Consider the following 15,788-nt stretch of genomic DNA (forward strand, 5'->3'; position numbering starts at 1 on the left):
CCGCGCCGCTTGATGGATACAGACGCGCTCGCTCGACTGTTATTACAACGCGACTGCCCCGCGTTGATTTCTCTGCCGCATTTGTTCGTGCCTGTCCGGGCGTTGTCGGCTGCTCAATCGCTGGAATGATCCCGCTTCGACAGGGGGGCAATGCGCCAGCGGTATGCTGCGGGTAGCACAGCATCACGCAGGAATCGGGCTCGCCGTGGAGCTCCGATCGCTTTCTCCGGACTCCGCTACGCTGCTGCCGATACCTTCCATTCGCGTCCTTTTGAGGAGCAGTGCATTCACGGCCACGAGCGCGGAGCTCCCCGACATGGCGATGGCGGCGATCGCCGGGCTGATGATCAGCGGGTAGAGGACGCCCGCTGCGACCGGAAAGGCAATGACATTGTAAGCGACAGCCCAGAACAGGTTCTGGTGCATCTTGCGCAAGGTTGCTTTCGAAAGAACGATGGCGCCGACCACGTCATAAGGATCGCTGCGCATAAGTACGACATCGGCACTTTCCATAGCGACATCGGTGCCGGCCCCGATCGCAAAACCCACATCGGCCTGGGTCAGCGCCGGCGCGTCGTTAATTCCGTCTCCAACCATGCCGACGCGCTTGCCCTGCGCCTGCAACTCCTTGACTTTATCGGCCTTCTGTCCGGGCAGGACGTCGGCGAGCACGGTGCCGATGCCCAGCTGTGCCGCCACGCGCTTTGCCGTGCCCTCATTGTCGCCGGTCAGCATTGCCACTTCGACCCCGCGCTTGCGCAGCGCCGCGACCGCCGCAACAGCGGTGGGGCGCGGGGCGTCGGCGATGGCGATCAGACCGACCAGATCGCCCTTGTGCGCGACGTGAACGACCGTTCGTCCGGCACCCTTCAGCTCGTCCGCCGCTTCGGACAAGGCGCCTAGTGGGACGTTCTCCTCGTCCATCAGTCGGCGATTGCCGAGCAGCACCGTGCTGCCACCGACCAGCGCCTCTGCGCCCATGCCTTCCCGGTTGTGAAAGTCGCGGACGTCGTCGAGCGCGAGATCTCCTGCGCGGTCAAGGATGGCGAGTGCGAGCGGATGTTCCGAACCACGCTCGACCGCGGCGGCGAGCCGCAAAACATCCTCGTCGGACCGGCCTTCCGCAGCGACGATGTCGACCACATGCGGCTGCCCCATCGTTAGCGTGCCGGTCTTGTCGAACACGATGACGTCGAGTTTGGTCGCATCCTCGAGCGCGCCGGCATTCTTGAACAGGATACCGTTGGTCGCGCCGAGCCCGGTCCCGACCATGACCGCCATCGGGGTCGCGAGTCCCAGAGCATCCGGGCAAGCAATGACGAAGACGGTTATCGTCAGCGTGACGGCGAACAGCAATGGCGCGCCGAGCCACCAGAACCATGTCGCAAAGGTCGCCAGTCCGATAAGGATCGCGATCAAGACCAACCACTGCGACGCGCGGTCGGCAAGCAGCTGCGCCGGGGCCTTGGAATTCTGCGCTTCCTGGACGAGCTTGACGATTTGGGCCAGCGCGGTGTCGGCACCAACCTTGGTTGCCTTGTACCGGAAGCTGCCGCTCTTGTTGATCGATGCGCCGATGACTTCGTCGCCGACCGCCTTGTTGACCGGCATCGACTCGCCGGTAAGCATCGATTCATCGATCAGCGAGGTTCCTTCGACGATTTCCCCGTCGACGGGGATCTTGTTGCCAGGCTTGATGATGATCGTCTCGCCCACCTGGACTTCGGAGGTGGCGATCTCCACTTCGCGGCCTTCGCGAATGACGGTCGCCATCGGCGGCGCGAGATCGAGCAGTGCGCGAATCGCCTGCGACGCCCCGGCGCGCGCGCGCATTTCGAGCCAGTGGCCGAGCAGGATGAAGACCAGCAGGACCGCGACTGCCTCGTAGAACTGCACACCGGGAAAGAGGAAGGTCGAGCCGACGCTGAAGAGATAGCCTGTTCCGACCGACAGCACGACAAGCACCGCCATATTGAGGATCCCGTTGCGCAGCGCGCGCCAGGCGGCGACGAAGAACGGCCAGCTGGGATAGATGACCGCAGCGCTCGCGAGGAAGAACAGCCACAGATCGAGGCCCAACCCGAAAGGCGGAGCAGGCGGCGTGAACATGCCGCCCATTGGCGAATAGACGAAGATCGGAATGGTAAAGAGGAGAGCCACCCAGAACCGGTTGCGCATGTCGCGGACCATCGCTTGCATGTCGGCACCGGCGCCGTGTCCCATCTCGTGCGCCATGGCATCCTGCGCGTGCGCCTTGCTGGCAGCCGCAACTCTTTCGTGGCCGGCATGAGCGGATGGTACCGGGTCGGGGCCTGGCTTGCCGACATGTCGGGGATGGACCGCGCCGCGGCAGCGGAAGCCGCAAGAGAGCACGGTCTGGCGCAGCTTTTCCTCGCTCGTCAAACCCCCGTCAAAATCAATCGTAACGCTTCCCGAAGCCGGATTGGCGACAGCGCGACTGACGCCGTCCTCGGCTTCCAGTTGTTTCTCTACGCCGAGATGATCGAGTTCCTCGAAGAGGCCGCCGACCTCAAGCGTCACATTTGCCAAACCAACCTCCAGAAGATTTTTCGTTCTCTCGTCCGGCAGCGTGCACTGCGGATTCGTTGCTCGCTTGGCAAAGACGCTTGAACACCGACGGAATTACACCGTGAGTTCGGATTCGCTCTTTCACGGTATCGCGGCGCGACCAATTGGCTCGCCGCGTCGCACCAGATCGGCTCAAACGGTTCGCGCCGCGAATAGATCGTTGCGGCGCTCATTGACGATGGCACGTGCAGCTTCCTCGGGGAAGCCGATGCCGGTCAGGAGTTCTTCGCACAATTGCAGACTGGCCTCAACGGTGTCGGGTACCGTCCCCGACGCACCGAGTGCTTGCAGCCGGCGTGCATGCTCCGCATCTCGGGCTCTTGCGTAGATGGGCACATGCGGCCAGAGCTGGTGAACCGCGCCGACAACATGCTCGGCACTGCCGGGCGCATCCATAGTGGTCACGAACGCCGCAGCGCGCTCGATACCTAGACGCGGAAGAAGATCCGGCTGACTGGCATCGCCAAAGACAACCGACATTCCCTTCGCACGCTGACGTGCGATGATTTCGGCATCGGTATCGAGCGCGACATAACTGATGCGCTGAGCGTCCAGCAGATCAGCCAGAAGATGCCCAACCCGGCCGAAGCCGCCGATAATCACGTGGGCTTCCCCTGTAATCCCGAGGTCGGCAGGTACGAGGGTGCCATTCTCCCGCTTCTCCAAAAATCGGCCCAACAGACGGCCGGCGGCGGAAAGGGACGGGGTGAGAAACATCGTCAAGATAACCACCATAAGCATGAACTGACCGACAGTTGGGTCCAGCACACCGACCGCAAGCCCGGCAGCGAGGACGACGAATGCAAATTCGCCGCCTTGGCAGAGCAGGACCGCAGTCTCCGCAGCGACGGCGGTGGGCTGCCGGAACGCTTTCGAAACCACGAACAGGGTCCCAGCTTTGAGTGCGACGAGGCCAATCACTGAAAGTACGACCCAGCCCAGCAACTGCCAGACGGCACTCACGTCAAGGCTCATGCCGACGGACATGAAGAAGAGGCCCAGGAGTAGGCCCTTGAAGGGCTCAATATCACTGGCGATCTGGTGACGATACTCGGTGTCTGCGAACAGCAGCCCAGCCAGAAATGCGCCGAGCGCCATCGAAAGGCCCGCCTGTGCCGTGAGTGCAGCGGTTCCAAGCACAATCAGCAGGACGGCGGCCATAAACACCTCGCGGCTGCCGCTGCCGCCGACGAACCGCAACAGCGGCCGAATAGCAATGCGTCCGACGGCCAGAATGGCGGCGATAATGATAGCAGCCTGAAGGATCGCCCGTGTAGCGGCTCCGGCCAGCGACTCGCTACCTTCCGCGCCGGCCACGCCTACGAGAAAGAGGATGGGGACGACGGCGAGGTCTTGAAACAGGAGGATACCGAACGCTGCGCGCCCGGACCGGGTGCCAAGACGCCCTGTCTCAGTCAAACTCTGCATGACGAGCGCGGTGGATGATAATGCCAGACAAAGCCCTAAAATGGCGGATGCGATCATGGAGTTGCCGAAGGCGTAGGCGATCGCCCCGATGATGGCAGCGGATGCGCAGACTTGCCCGGTGCCAAGACCGAAAACGATCCGTCGCATCCCCCACAATTGCCTTGTTGAGAGTTCAAGCCCGATCATGAACAGCAGAAAGATTATGCCGAGCTCAGCGACGCGACGGACACCGTCGACATCCGCGATGACCACATAGGCGAGCAGTGGCACATCCACGACAATGCGGTTCAGACCGTGCGGCCCAATCAGGAGACCGGCAAATAGAAATCCGAGGACAGAGCTGATGCCGAGTTTACGGACAGTCGGGATCACCAATCCGGCAGCCGCGAGAAAAACAAAAATTTCCCTCAAGTAGGGAATTTCGTGATCCAACAGTTAAGCCTTTCGAATAGCTGCCATTGAAGCGAGTTGCTCGCACGCTGCCGATCTGCGACCCGGTAACGGTCGTCTCGCTCGTAGGTGGGTCTTCGAGATACCCGGACGATAAGGGTCAAGGAGCATCAGGAATTTTGAGACGCGTCACCTCGCATCGCTTTGCCTCCCTCCTCCACCAACAGGAAGACTAAAAACTTTCCCCGATCCAGCGCCACGCCATTCCGTCACTCGGCGAGGAAGCGCTCGGAATTTGCTGTGTCCATTCGCGCGCCGGAGGCAAGCGCCGGCGAACGGCGTAAGAAGAAAATCAGAACCATCACGCTCATGATCGCCGCAAAGAAACACCAGACCGATATGAACCAGGCTCGATAAAAGATGCCGGCAAGAAGAAATGACACGATCGCTGCGATGCCAAACCATCGCACCCAGCGGTGGCTCGACAGAAGAGGGCTTATGCAGGTTCCCAAAATGTACAGAGCCATGACGATTTTAACGTAAAAGTGGGGGGATACGTAGTCGATGTGTCCCTCGGCAGCTGTAGCCACAATCGGAAGCCGGATGAGGAAATAGAGCAGATAAAGACCCACTGCTGTTCCTCCCGCAACCGCCACCAGCAGCGCCTTGCGGCGCCATTTCACAGGTTCGAGAAAATAGACGGCGAGCGGGACAAAGATTGGCCAGAGTACGTGTGAAAATATCGAATAGGCATAAGTCAGCACGGTACTGAGAAGCTGCGTCTTGTCAGGGAATGTCAGCCAAAGTGCGCCCTCGATCAATTGCTGAACGCCAAACAGGAGCGGTATCGCTGCATATGGCCGCTCGGCAGGGTTCCGCGCAAGGCGTATGCTAAATGCACCGGTAACCAGCAACGCTGCTCCGGCGGTGAAACTAGCTGTGGCCGAAAAGCACATATTTGACCTTACCCCCGCAAATTCACGCGCTCATTCTCAATCGACCCTCGCACATTCGGCGGGGACCCGTCTCGATCGACACATGCTTGGGAACTTCCAAAGATGCCACACTAGAGTGCGTACCGCGCGCAGACAAAGATCCCAAACATAAGGCAACCTTGCGTGATCGGGAAGACTGATGTCACGGATAAGGGGACCCACGAGCTCGCGGTTCCAGTGTAATACGTATCCGTACCAAGCGTCTCAATGGGCGCCGGAGGTGCAACGCCCGACAGCAGGGGAGTGCTGGCCCGATCACAATAGCCTTGATCCTTGCCGCGCTTGCGCCGCTCATTGCGGTCCTCGGACTGCTGGTCATGCTTCGTTTGCCTGCCGCCGTGGCGATGCCTATCAGCCTTCTCGTTACCGCCCTTGTGAGCGTCGTCATCTGGCGTGTGCCGGTAATCCAGGTTCTTGCTGCCGCCGCCGAGGGGACGGTGATCGCGGCATCGATCGTCTGGATAGTCTTCGGGGCGATTTTCCTGCTCAAGGTTCTCACGGCAGGCGGAGCCATGACCGTCATCCGGGACGGGTTCACCCGCATTGCCCCTGACCCCCGCGCGCAAATTATAGTCATCGCCTGGCTTTTCGGGGCCTTCCTCGAAGGTGCTGCTGGTTTCGGAACCCCGGCCGCGATCACCGCACCCTTGCTTGTCGCTCTGCGCTTCAAGCCAATGGCAGCCGTGGTGCTTGCGCTGATTGCCGACAGCAGCCCTGTTTCCTTCGGCGCGATCGGCACGCCCGTCGCAATAGGCCTCGCGCAGGGTCTGGAGGAAGACGGACAGGTCGATGCGGCAATCGCGGCCGACGGTGACCAAAGTTTGGAAACCATGCTCGAGGCAGTCGCGGTTCAGGCAGCGATGATAGATCTTTTTGTCGGCAGCCTCATCCCTCTCATCATGATCCTGATCTTCACGCGTTTCTTCGATGTGCGTCAAAGTTGGAAGGCCGGTCTCGCGGCGTGGAAATTCGCCTTGGCGGCCGGCTTTGCCTACACGCTGCCCGCACTTGGCGTGGCGGCAATGCTCGGGCCCGAGCTGCCCGCGCTCATCGGCGCTCTTTGTGGTCTAGCGATCATCGTTCCGATTGCCCGGAAGGGATGGCTTTTGCCGGATGGAGGGCTGAGACCAACTTTAGAGCACGGCACCCTCGTCGCCTCCCCGATGTCACTCAAGCGTGCCTGGTCACCCTATTTGCTTCTCGCGGTGATGCTTGTCGTTACGCGGATCGAAATCCTGCCGTTCAAGAGTTGGTTGAACAAGGTTTCCATTCAATGGAACGGCATCTTCGGGACAGAGATCAGTGTCTCGGTCGCGCCATTCTACCTGCCAGGCGCCATGTTTGTTGTCATCGCCGTGCTGACGCTTCGCATGCACCGGATGAACCTTGCCCAGGTCCGAACTTCGCTCAATGAGGCTGCCCGAATCGTCGGAACGAGTGCGATGGCACTGGGCGCAGCGGTGCCGATGGTACGCATTTTTATCCAGTCAGGCGTAAACGACGCTGGTCTTCGCAGCATGCCGATGGAGCTTGCCAGCTTTGCCGCTGGCGGTGTCGGGACGAAATGGCCGCTGGTCGCTCCGTTGCTTGGCGCCCTTGGCAGTTTTCTTTCAGGTAGCGCCACATTCAGCAATATGACATTTGCTCTTTTGCAGACGCAGGCCGCTGAGCAGGTCGGCATGCCAACAGTACTGGTGCTCGCCGGACAAATGCTCGGTGCGAATGCCGGCAACATGGTATCTGTGCTGAACGTGGTAGCCGCAGCCGCGGTGGTTGGTCTGATCAGGGAGGAAGGAACGATCATTCGTTTCACCTTCCTGCCGATGCTCATCTACGCGCTGGCCTCGGGCACGATCATCTTTGCGCTCATGCTGGCGTCGTGACAATGGATCGCGGGCTCCGGCAGTTCGATCACTGTCGCACGGCGCGGGGCTAAATCATGCCGAGGCCACGAACATTATCCGGTAAAAGTGGCCAATAAACTTGCCGCCACTTCACCTAACTCTGAGCCGCTAAATTGGGTAGCGGCATTTTCTTGCTAACCGGCGAGACGGGCGACCTCATCCGCCAACATTCGCTGCGATTGCTGGAAGAACTCCCGAGCGTCCAGGCCTGGCGGAATCGGAGGTAGAAGCGAAACTGTAATGACGCCGGACCGCAGGACAGATCCGGCCGGCCAGAAGCGCCCGGAATCGTGAACGAAAACAAGCGCGGGCAGGCCAAGCGTACGATACAACAGTTCCACGCCGCGTTTGAAAATGATTGGCGATCCGACCGGTTGGCGTGTGCCTTCTGGAAAAATCAACAGTGATCGGCCGTCGGAAAGAGCATCCCGGCACGCTGTCACCATGCTTCGCACCGAGCCGGTGGTGTCGCCTCGATCGATGATGACCATGGGAGAATATCGAAGATACCAACCCAGAACGGGTATTTTGAGAAGTTCCTGCTTCGCGACTATGGCCAGATCGGGAAATAACACGAGTGCCGCGATCGTTTCCCATGGCGACTGATGATTCCCCAGAATCAAGGCTGGTCTGAGAGGAACATGGCAATCGCCGTGTACGCGATGTGCTATACCGGTCCACGCGGCAAGGAGTGCCAAGGTCCCTCGCGCCCAGAGCCGCGTAATTCTGCGCACAACTCGCGGAGGTCTTCCGCTGAGCCAGAGAACAGGAATCAGAGGCGCGAAGCTTAGAGTCCAGAGAACCCAGGAAGCTTTGAAAAGCCATGTTCTCAGCGTGAGAATGTGAAATGCCTTCCATTTGCGTGCCGCGCGGACCCATGCTGAGCGGTCAGGTGGGCCATCAAAACAGACGCGTACAGGGCACAGGAATTACACGAGCACCTGTTGCACGGCGCGCGGACCTGGCTCGTGGTGCGCGGGCGCGGTTCGAAATCTTCGATGGTCATGATAGCGTACTCGGATCGGCCAACTTGCCGTGTCGACGAGCTGGGTGAAACTTCATGGAAGCTGGAAAGGACGACAAAAGCCGACCCTCCCGAGCGCATTGCGATATCCGGGCGGCCGGAAGATCGGCTTGCCGGGAGGTTTCCGAGCTTCAGAAATGTGTGGAAAGCGGCGGGCCGCAGGCTATGATCGTCCTTATTGCGGCTTTGGTCTCACCGATAAGGGCAACCGGCACAGTTGCGATTCCCGCTGCTCTTACGGGCGCATCATTGCCGCCTGCAAACACTGCATCCCCAAAGAACACCATGTCGTCTTTGCGAATGCCGACCACCTCGGCAAAGCGCGCAAGCCCGTAGGCCTTGTCGACGCCGCGCCGTGTAATATCGAGCGAAGTCGCTCCACCGATACGGATCGAAAAGGCTGGCAACTTTGGCTCGAGGATAGCTTTGAGCCGCTGACGTTTGCGAAGATCGGGATCCCAGCTTCGTTTTTTGTCGAGTGGTGCCTGCTGGCCGAGACCGGAAAAGGTGATCTGCGTACCTCGATCCTCGATCCGATCGCCCCAGCTCTGCCCGGCATCCACTCCGAGCGCCTCGATTGCCTGTTGCAGCGCTGTGTAGATCGCGCTGCGCTCGGTTTCAGTCAGTTCATCGGCATAGATTTGCCGCCAGCGGCGCTCATATTGGAAAAACTTGCTTCCGGAAGTGGGCAAGAGAAAGAGCCGGGACAGGTCAGCGACATCGGGCAGCCGTCCGAGCAGCTGCTTGTCGAATTGGGGCCAGTCCCCGCCTGAGATGACCGCAACCGCCATATGATCGAGCAGGCTGGCCAGAAGGCCACCCATTTCGGCATCAATCGGCTGCTTGCTTTCAGCCAGAGTCCCGTCGAGGTCAAATATGGCGATCGATTTCATGGACGCTCTTTCAAATCCGAATTCAGATTGGGATAGCCACCGAAAACGAGATGCGCGCGCGCTGGGGTCGCGTTTGGCGCAGATCCGGCGATCTCCAATTCAGCCCTCACACTCGCCCATTCACGACAAGCCGTGGCGCATCTGCGCGCAGGGGATCACTGGAGCCGGCCTGCGAAAAGGATGTCTGTGGTTGGGCCTCAAAGTGGGGTTCCGCTTGTTGTAGCGGGATGGGCCGGTTCGCAACATCGCCAATTATAATTGCATAACGTTGCGCCACCGCCGACCAGGTCATTGTGCGGCCGAGCGCAAAGGCGCGTGCCTCGGTCTGGCGTCGCAAGCTGAAGTCCGACAGGAGGCGGCCGACGGCACCGGCCATCGCCTGCGGGTCGCTGAACGGCACCAGCATGCCGCGGCCGTCCGCCAGCAACTCCTGCGCATGCCAATAGGGAGTCGAGACGACCGGCTTTCCCAGGCCAACGGCATAGGCAAGCGTGCCAGAGCAAATCTGCGCCTCGTTAAGATAGGGCGTGACATAGATATCGCAGGCTGCGAGCAGCTGCAGCAGATCGGGCAGATCGACATAGCGATCGACAAAATGGAGATGGCTGGCTACGCCGAACTCGTCCGCCAGTTTGCGAAGACTGTCGCGATAGCGCTCCCCCTCGCTCGCGCGCAGGTGCGGGTGGGTCGCGCCGACGACCGCATAGAGAAGGTCGGGATTGGTCCGGACCAGTTGCGGCAGCGCGGCGATCATCGTCTCGATCCCTTTCCCCGGTGAAAGCAGGCCGAACGTCATGGCAACCGAGCGCCCGCCGAAGCCAAGCGCGTGCTTCGCGCGCTCTGAATCGGACAGAGCAAGGTCGGGAATACCATGCGGCACAACAGCAATCTGGTCTGCCGGTGCAGCATAGATCTGTTCCAGCATCTCACGGCCCTTTTCGGCCATCACGACGAGACGGGCCGAATGCCTAATCAGTTCGGCCATGACCCGTCGCTGATCGTCATCCGGTGTGCTCAGAACTGTATGCAAGATGGTGACCAGAGGTTTGCGAAGCTGGCGCAGGAAGCTCGCGAGATAGGATCCCGCCGGACCGCCATAAAGCCCGAATTCGTGCTGCAGGAGAACGGCATCGACAAGCGAGGAGTTCAGATACTCGGCGGCGTCGGTGTACGTCCGGGCATTTTGCTGTTCAATTTCCAGACCAACTTCCGCAGGGTAATCATACGCTCCAGCTTGATCGGTGACCGCAATCATCCTGCAACCCATTTTGGGCAAACCGTGCACGATCGCGCCGCGCAAATCCTGTGAGAAGGTGGCAATTCCGCATTGCCGGGGCACATAGCTGCCGACCATGGCGATCTGAGGGCTGGCATTCACGACGTTGACTGGATGCATGGTGGATTCTTCACTCGGTCTGTGTGGTAGGACGAGGCGGTTGCCGATGCTCTCGGGCAAGGTTCGTCCCCTGGATATTGACAAGGACGCGGAGTGAGACTTTTCCTTACGAAAAGCGCGCGCCGCGCGCCGCGCGCCGTATGACAACTGTAAGAAGTCGCGCATCGAATCGTCCCTGTGGGCGTTTGATAGGCGGTCCAGAATGGGATGCTATTCATCCGGAGTGCGCATGGCCCGGTAGCGTGGGATCCGAGATGCAAACAACACGGAGCTGCCAATTTCTCCGAATACCGACTGCCCGGCACGGGACGCCCCCCACTCCTCCATCCCGTGCACGGGGAAGGGCGGCACGTCCAAATCCTGGCGTGTCGCCCTTTCATCTGTCGTCCTTGCGGAACTGGCGCCAATGGGCATTCTCGTTGACGGTGGCAGGTTCTGGGATGGCCGGATCGGCTGCACTGATAGTGCGGCCGGCCCGGCATGAACCTGACAGATCCCATTCCGCTCGCTTACCTGACGCTGGAGTGGACGATCCGCCTTGTCATGCTCGTGACTGTCACATCACGGCGCTCGCCGGAGGAAGCTCGCACCTGGCTTCTGTTCGCTCTCTTTCTTCCGATCCCGACGTTTTTATTTTATCTTATCGCCGGCCAACCGAAGGCACCGCGCTGGCGTCGGCGGCGGTTCGCCGAGGGGCAAATCCTGCTTGCGCGCGCGGCCCGGCAAATCGTCCATTCGCGCCATTGCCTGCGGCCGGCGGTGTCGGGTCATCTGGAATCAGCCACGCGCTTCGTCGAAAGCCTCAGTCGATTTCCGGTGCTGGGCGGAAATGCAATCCATTTTCTACCTGATTACGAAGGGGTAATCGATCGGCTTGTTGAGGATATCGAACAGGCAAGCGATCATGTTCATCTGACGACCTATATTTTTGCGGATGACGCAAGTGGCGACCGGATTATGTCGGCGCTGCTGCATGCCGCGAAGCGCGGGATCGATTGCCGCGTGCTGATCGATGCGATGGGTTCGTTTTCCTGGGCATCTTCCGTCACGCGCAGACTGAGGTCGGGAGGTGTCGCGGTCGCTCGCGCGTTCCCCGTCGCATTTCCAGGTTTGGGCAAGGTGCGTGCGGATATTCGCAATCATCGCAAGATCGTCGTGATCGACGGGCAGGTGGGCTACATCGGTTCGCAGAATGTTATCGACAAGAAGGCGTCCTCGGGCCTGATCAACAAGGAACTTGTGCTGCGCGTCGAAGGGCCGATCGTGCTCGAATTGCAAGCGGTCTTTACCGCCGACTGGTTTCTCGAACGAGGGGAGGTGCTCGACCGGAGCCAATTTTTTCCACATGGGCGCGCCAAGGGCAAATACGCCGCTCAGCTTCTGGCGAGCGGTCCGGAATATCCCCTGGCGGGCGCAGGTCCGTTAGTGGTTGCCCTGGTTCATGGCGCGCGGCGCAGTGTCACTTTGACGACCCCATATTTCATTCCGGATGAATCGCTTCTCCAGGCTCTGAAAACAGCCGCGATGCGCGGGGTCGAAGTGCGGATCATTCTTTCGCATGCTAGCGATTCCTGGCTCGTAGGCTTGGCGCAGCGATCCTATTATGGAGAATTTCTGAGCGCCGGGGTCGCGATCTATCTTTACCGCGAGGGGCTGCTGCATGCCAAACACATCAGTATTGACGACGAGATCGTCCTCATCGGATCGCTCAATCTCGACATGCGCTCCTTTTATCTCAATGCCGAGGCCAGCCTAGTTTGCTACGATCGAGAGATTGCTGTCGATCTCAGGATGGAACAGCAGCGCAATCTGGCCGTTAGCGATACGCTCAGCCTGGAGGCTTGGAGGAGGCGGTCCTTCCTCGCGACCTTGGCGCAGAACATTGCACGGCTCTTCGGCCCTCTCCTTTGAACGCTTCACCACCCCCGCGCGGAGCATTGGCGGAGCTTCCTCGGCAGTGATTGCTCGTAATTAGCCTTGTCGATCAGGGTGCGCGCAGCCAGTATGCGGAGCGCAGAGCTTGTCGCTTACCGAAGTCTGCGAGCGCATCCTGGATCCGGCATGCTTGCCCGGCTTGCCCGTCCTGGGAGGTCGAATATTGCCGACAGCGCCAAACGCTCGCGGGTTGCGCGCCCCTTTCAGCGCGGTCGCCTCGGCGAAGAAAGCGCCCACATCGCACCAATTCTCAATGCCTGAAAATCGCCGCGCACGCGGCGACCGCATTCAATCTGCCATTCCCGGATAATGACTGGCCGTCCAGGCGCACCGGCCTTGAAGCCATACTACCTTGGAGCGATGTCCTGTAATAGATCGCCTTTGGCGGCGTCTTTCGAAAGTCATCCAGCAAGGTGGGAACCGAAATGCGCAGATCCAAACAAGTCCATGCCGTACTTGGCCGGCGTTTGCTCGCGATTCTGGCTCCGTTGCTTCGACGCCTTGTCAAACGGGGCGAACTCATGCTGATCGACGCCGCAGGCAACCGGATGACTTTCGGCACGCCGCAGGATAGTCCGCGAGTGACCGTACGGCTGCACAGACTTGACCTTCCGCTGCGCCTGCTCATCAATCCCTCGCTGACGCTTGGCGAAGCCTACATGAATGGAGAATGGACGATCGAGGAAGGCACGCTGCGCGACTTCCTGTTTGTTGTCTCATCGAACCTGACCGCGCTGGATGAAGCGCCTTTGGCGCGCCTGCGCACGAAGCTGGGGCGTTTGACGCATGTCCTGCGGCCCATCCGCAAGGCCAAGGCCAAAGCGAATGTTGCGCACCATTACGACCTATCGAGCGGGCTCTATGAAATGTTCCTCGACGAGGATTGGCAATATTCCTGCGCCTATTTTGGCGAGGATTGTGACACGCTCGAGGATGCGCAGGCTGCCAAACGTTCGCACATTGCAAAGAAACTCCTGCCTCAGCCAGGGCACCGGGTTCTCGATATTGGCTGCGGGTGGGGCGGACTAGCGATCGAACTGGCACAGAACTGCGATGCGCAGGTGACGGGGATCACCCTCTCGAAGGAACAGCATCGCCGCGCTGGGGACCGCGCCCGCGAGCAGGGCGTCGATGATCGCGCAGCCTTCAAACTGGCCGACTACCGCGAAATCGACGAGCAATTCGATCGCATTGTCTCGGTGGGAATGTTTGAGCATGTCGGTGCGGCGAGCTTCGGTACCTTTTTCGAGGCGATCAAGCAGAACCTGGCGCCGCGCGGAATAGCCGTCGTACATTCGATCGGCCGCATGGAACCGCCTGGCGGGCGCGACCCGTGGATCGACAAGTACATTTTTCCGGACGGCTATGTTCCCGCCCTGTCGGAAACACTCGCGGCGATCGAGCGCAGCGGCCTTTGGGTGACCGATATCGAAATATTGCGCCTCCATTACGCAGAGACGCTGCGCCACTGGTACGAGAGATTCCAGGAGCGGCGCGCCGCGGCGCACGCACTTTACGACGAACGCTTCTGCCGGATGTGGGAATATTATCTCGCTGCCTGTGAGATGATGTTCCGTAACGGAACCCTGATGGTATTCCAGGTACAGCTTGCCAAGGAGCGCGACGCCGTTCCCCTGACGCGCGACTATCTCTATTCCGATCCGCGGAAGGGGCATCCGCACTGGGCGGATGAGGCGCTCAACGAGCGCGTCGAATCCGAAACCGTCCCGCTGCGCGTGGGCGAATGCGTATGACGCGCAATCCATCATTAGCGACTGGATCGCGCGGCGGGCAGCCCGGGATCATGAAGCGGCTGCCGGTCGAATTGCATCCCGATGCATCGCGGGTCGTCATTCGGCCGTTTTTCCCGGCTGACGATCCCCTTGCCCTGACCATGCCGGAACGCTCGCGGCTGCAGCGCATCGTGGACAGGGTGCTCTCGATGGACCATGCAGCCGTCTCGGCCTACCTTGCGCAGACATTGCTCCCTTTCGAAGACCGCAGCTACTTCGTCGAGAAACTCTTGCTGGCGCGCTTCGAGGAGATCAACGGTCGCATCATCGCGAAATGCTCCGCTACGCGTGAACAGGCGTTGCTCATCGGCGCGTTCTTTCACCAGGAATATTCCTACGAGGCGGCGGCGCTTTTTAATCCGAGTGCCGTCCCGCATCCCGATCAGACGGGTCTGCCGCCAGGCAGCCTACGATTTGTGCTATCGTTGCGCGGCGTGGGGGAGGGGCATATTTCGTCCGTCACGTTCAGGACCGGCAGTTACAATATCAAAACCGGACTCACCATCGATGCGCCAAGCCGCCAGGTCGTCGCGCACCGGCTCGAGCGGGATCCCAATCCATCCGCTAGCGATGGGAGCATCCGGATCGTCTGCAACGAAGGCGATGATCTTTCCGAACGTGTCCTCTTCCCGGTAACGGCGCAGCAACGCAACGGCATCGAAGATCTGCGCCTGGTTCGCTTTGTCGAGGATGATGGCTCATCGCGCTATCTGGGCAGCTATACTGCCTATGACGGCCGGGCCATCGCGCCGGAACTTCTCACAACCGACGATTTCAGAACCTTCAATCTCCACAGAATGGAAGGACCGGGGGCTAACAACAAGGGCCTCGCCTTTTTCCCGAGACGGATAGACGGGAAATACGCACTGCTGTGCCGCCACGACGACGAAAGCATCTGGCTGGCGCTCTCAGACAATCTTCACCATTGGGGCGAAAGCGTCACTGTCGTCTCGCCGCGCTATCCCTGGGAGTTCATCAAGATCGGCAATTGCGGCTCGCCTATCGAACTGGACGAGGGCTGGCTCGTGATCACTCATGGCGTCGGTGCAGTACGAAACTACGCAATTGGTGCGTGCCTGCTCGACAAGAAGGATCCCTCCAGACTTCTGGCGCGCACCCGCGAACCGCTGTTGCGTGCGCAAGCGGACGAACGTTCAGGTTATGTGCCCAATGTGGTTTATAGCTGCGGCAGCCTGGTGCATGACGGGGTGCTTCTTCTTCCCTACGCAATTGCGGATAGTTACACGACATTTGCCACCGTCCCCATCGACCGGCTACTTGCCACTATGGAGTGAGGGCAGGTTTTTTGGTATTGGTTGGCGCTGAGCGCAGGACAAGCGGTGGATTCCAGACGATCGAATTTGGGCCAGCAGCGTGCTGCTGCACCGCGGATGCGGTTTGCGCGTACCCAAAGAGGACCCCCAATGTGGGGGTAGCTCTG

General features: G+C 60.1%; 11 protein-coding genes. 5 read left to right on the forward strand and 6 right to left on the reverse strand.

Translation table 11 applies throughout. From position 1 onward, the window contains the following. Positions 1 to 183 precede the first annotated feature (183 nt). A complete protein-coding gene (locus tag AC13F2_RS05490) occupies positions 184 to 2,235 on the reverse strand; it encodes a copper-translocating P-type ATPase (RefSeq protein WP_244982767.1) in 2,052 nt (683 codons plus the stop codon). Between AC13F2_RS05490 and AC13F2_RS05495 the strand changes: the two genes are divergently transcribed. Continuing rightward, positions 2,215 to 2,631, forward strand: coding sequence for a hypothetical protein (locus AC13F2_RS05495; protein WP_244982768.1), 417 nt, complete (start codon positions 2,215 to 2,217; stop codon positions 2,629 to 2,631). The genes AC13F2_RS05490 and AC13F2_RS05495 overlap by 21 nt on opposite strands. Before the next feature lie 90 nt (positions 2,632 to 2,721). On the opposite strand, the gene AC13F2_RS05500 is transcribed toward AC13F2_RS05495, so the two are convergent. Both AC13F2_RS05500 and AC13F2_RS05505 read right to left on the reverse strand, forming a co-directional pair. Continuing rightward, positions 2,722 to 4,449, reverse strand: coding sequence for a cation:proton antiporter domain-containing protein (locus tag AC13F2_RS05500; protein WP_482964471.1), 1,728 nt, complete (start codon positions 4,447 to 4,449; stop codon positions 2,722 to 2,724). A gap of 227 nt (positions 4,450 to 4,676) precedes the next feature. Continuing rightward, positions 4,677 to 5,363, reverse strand: a complete 687-nt coding sequence (locus tag AC13F2_RS05505) for a DUF6629 family protein (RefSeq protein ID WP_482964470.1) — start codon at positions 5,361 to 5,363, stop codon at positions 4,677 to 4,679. A gap of 305 nt (positions 5,364 to 5,668) precedes the next feature. Here AC13F2_RS05505 and AC13F2_RS05510 point away from each other — a divergent pair, with 305 nt between their 5' ends. Continuing rightward, complete coding sequence (locus AC13F2_RS05510) at positions 5,669 to 7,285, forward strand: L-lactate permease (protein WP_482964469.1); 1,617 nt, start codon at positions 5,669 to 5,671, stop codon at positions 7,283 to 7,285. 155 nt (positions 7,286 to 7,440) lie between these two features. Here AC13F2_RS05510 and AC13F2_RS05515 read toward each other — a convergent pair whose 3' ends face one another. The 3 genes from AC13F2_RS05515 to AC13F2_RS05525 all read right to left on the reverse strand — a co-directional run bounded on the left by AC13F2_RS05515 (position 7,441) and on the right by AC13F2_RS05525 (position 10,619). After that, positions 7,441 to 8,040, reverse strand: coding sequence for a lysophospholipid acyltransferase family protein (locus AC13F2_RS05515; protein ID WP_482964468.1), 600 nt, complete (start codon positions 8,038 to 8,040; stop codon positions 7,441 to 7,443). Positions 8,041 to 8,461: 421 nt separating this feature from the next. Next, positions 8,462 to 9,223 (reverse strand): HAD-IIB family hydrolase, encoded by a 762-nt coding sequence (locus tag AC13F2_RS05520; RefSeq protein ID WP_482964467.1) that lies wholly within the window; start codon positions 9,221 to 9,223, stop codon positions 8,462 to 8,464. Between the two features lie 106 nt (positions 9,224 to 9,329). After that, a complete protein-coding gene (locus AC13F2_RS05525) occupies positions 9,330 to 10,619 on the reverse strand; it encodes a glycosyltransferase family 4 protein (RefSeq protein ID WP_482964466.1) in 1,290 nt (429 codons plus the stop codon). A gap of 480 nt (positions 10,620 to 11,099) precedes the next feature. On the opposite strand from AC13F2_RS05525, the gene cls reads away from it, so the two are divergent. The 3 genes from cls to AC13F2_RS05540 all read left to right on the forward strand — a co-directional run bounded on the left by cls (position 11,100) and on the right by AC13F2_RS05540 (position 15,642). Further along, a complete protein-coding gene (cls, locus tag AC13F2_RS05530) occupies positions 11,100 to 12,530 on the forward strand; it encodes a cardiolipin synthase (RefSeq protein ID WP_119083574.1) in 1,431 nt (476 codons plus the stop codon). Between the two features lie 545 nt (positions 12,531 to 13,075). Beyond that, positions 13,076 to 14,308 carry an SAM-dependent methyltransferase gene (locus AC13F2_RS05535; RefSeq protein ID WP_066850759.1) on the forward strand — a complete coding sequence of 411 codons (1,233 nt, stop codon included), beginning with the start codon at positions 13,076 to 13,078 and terminating at the stop codon, positions 14,306 to 14,308. Continuing rightward, positions 14,305 to 15,642, forward strand: coding sequence for a glycoside hydrolase family 130 protein (locus AC13F2_RS05540; RefSeq protein ID WP_244959108.1), 1,338 nt, complete (start codon positions 14,305 to 14,307; stop codon positions 15,640 to 15,642). The genes AC13F2_RS05535 and AC13F2_RS05540 overlap by 4 nt, the downstream gene beginning before the upstream one ends. The last annotated feature ends 146 nt before the right edge of the window (positions 15,643 to 15,788 follow it).

Source organism: Qipengyuania sp. L-5Y (assembly GCF_056859455.1).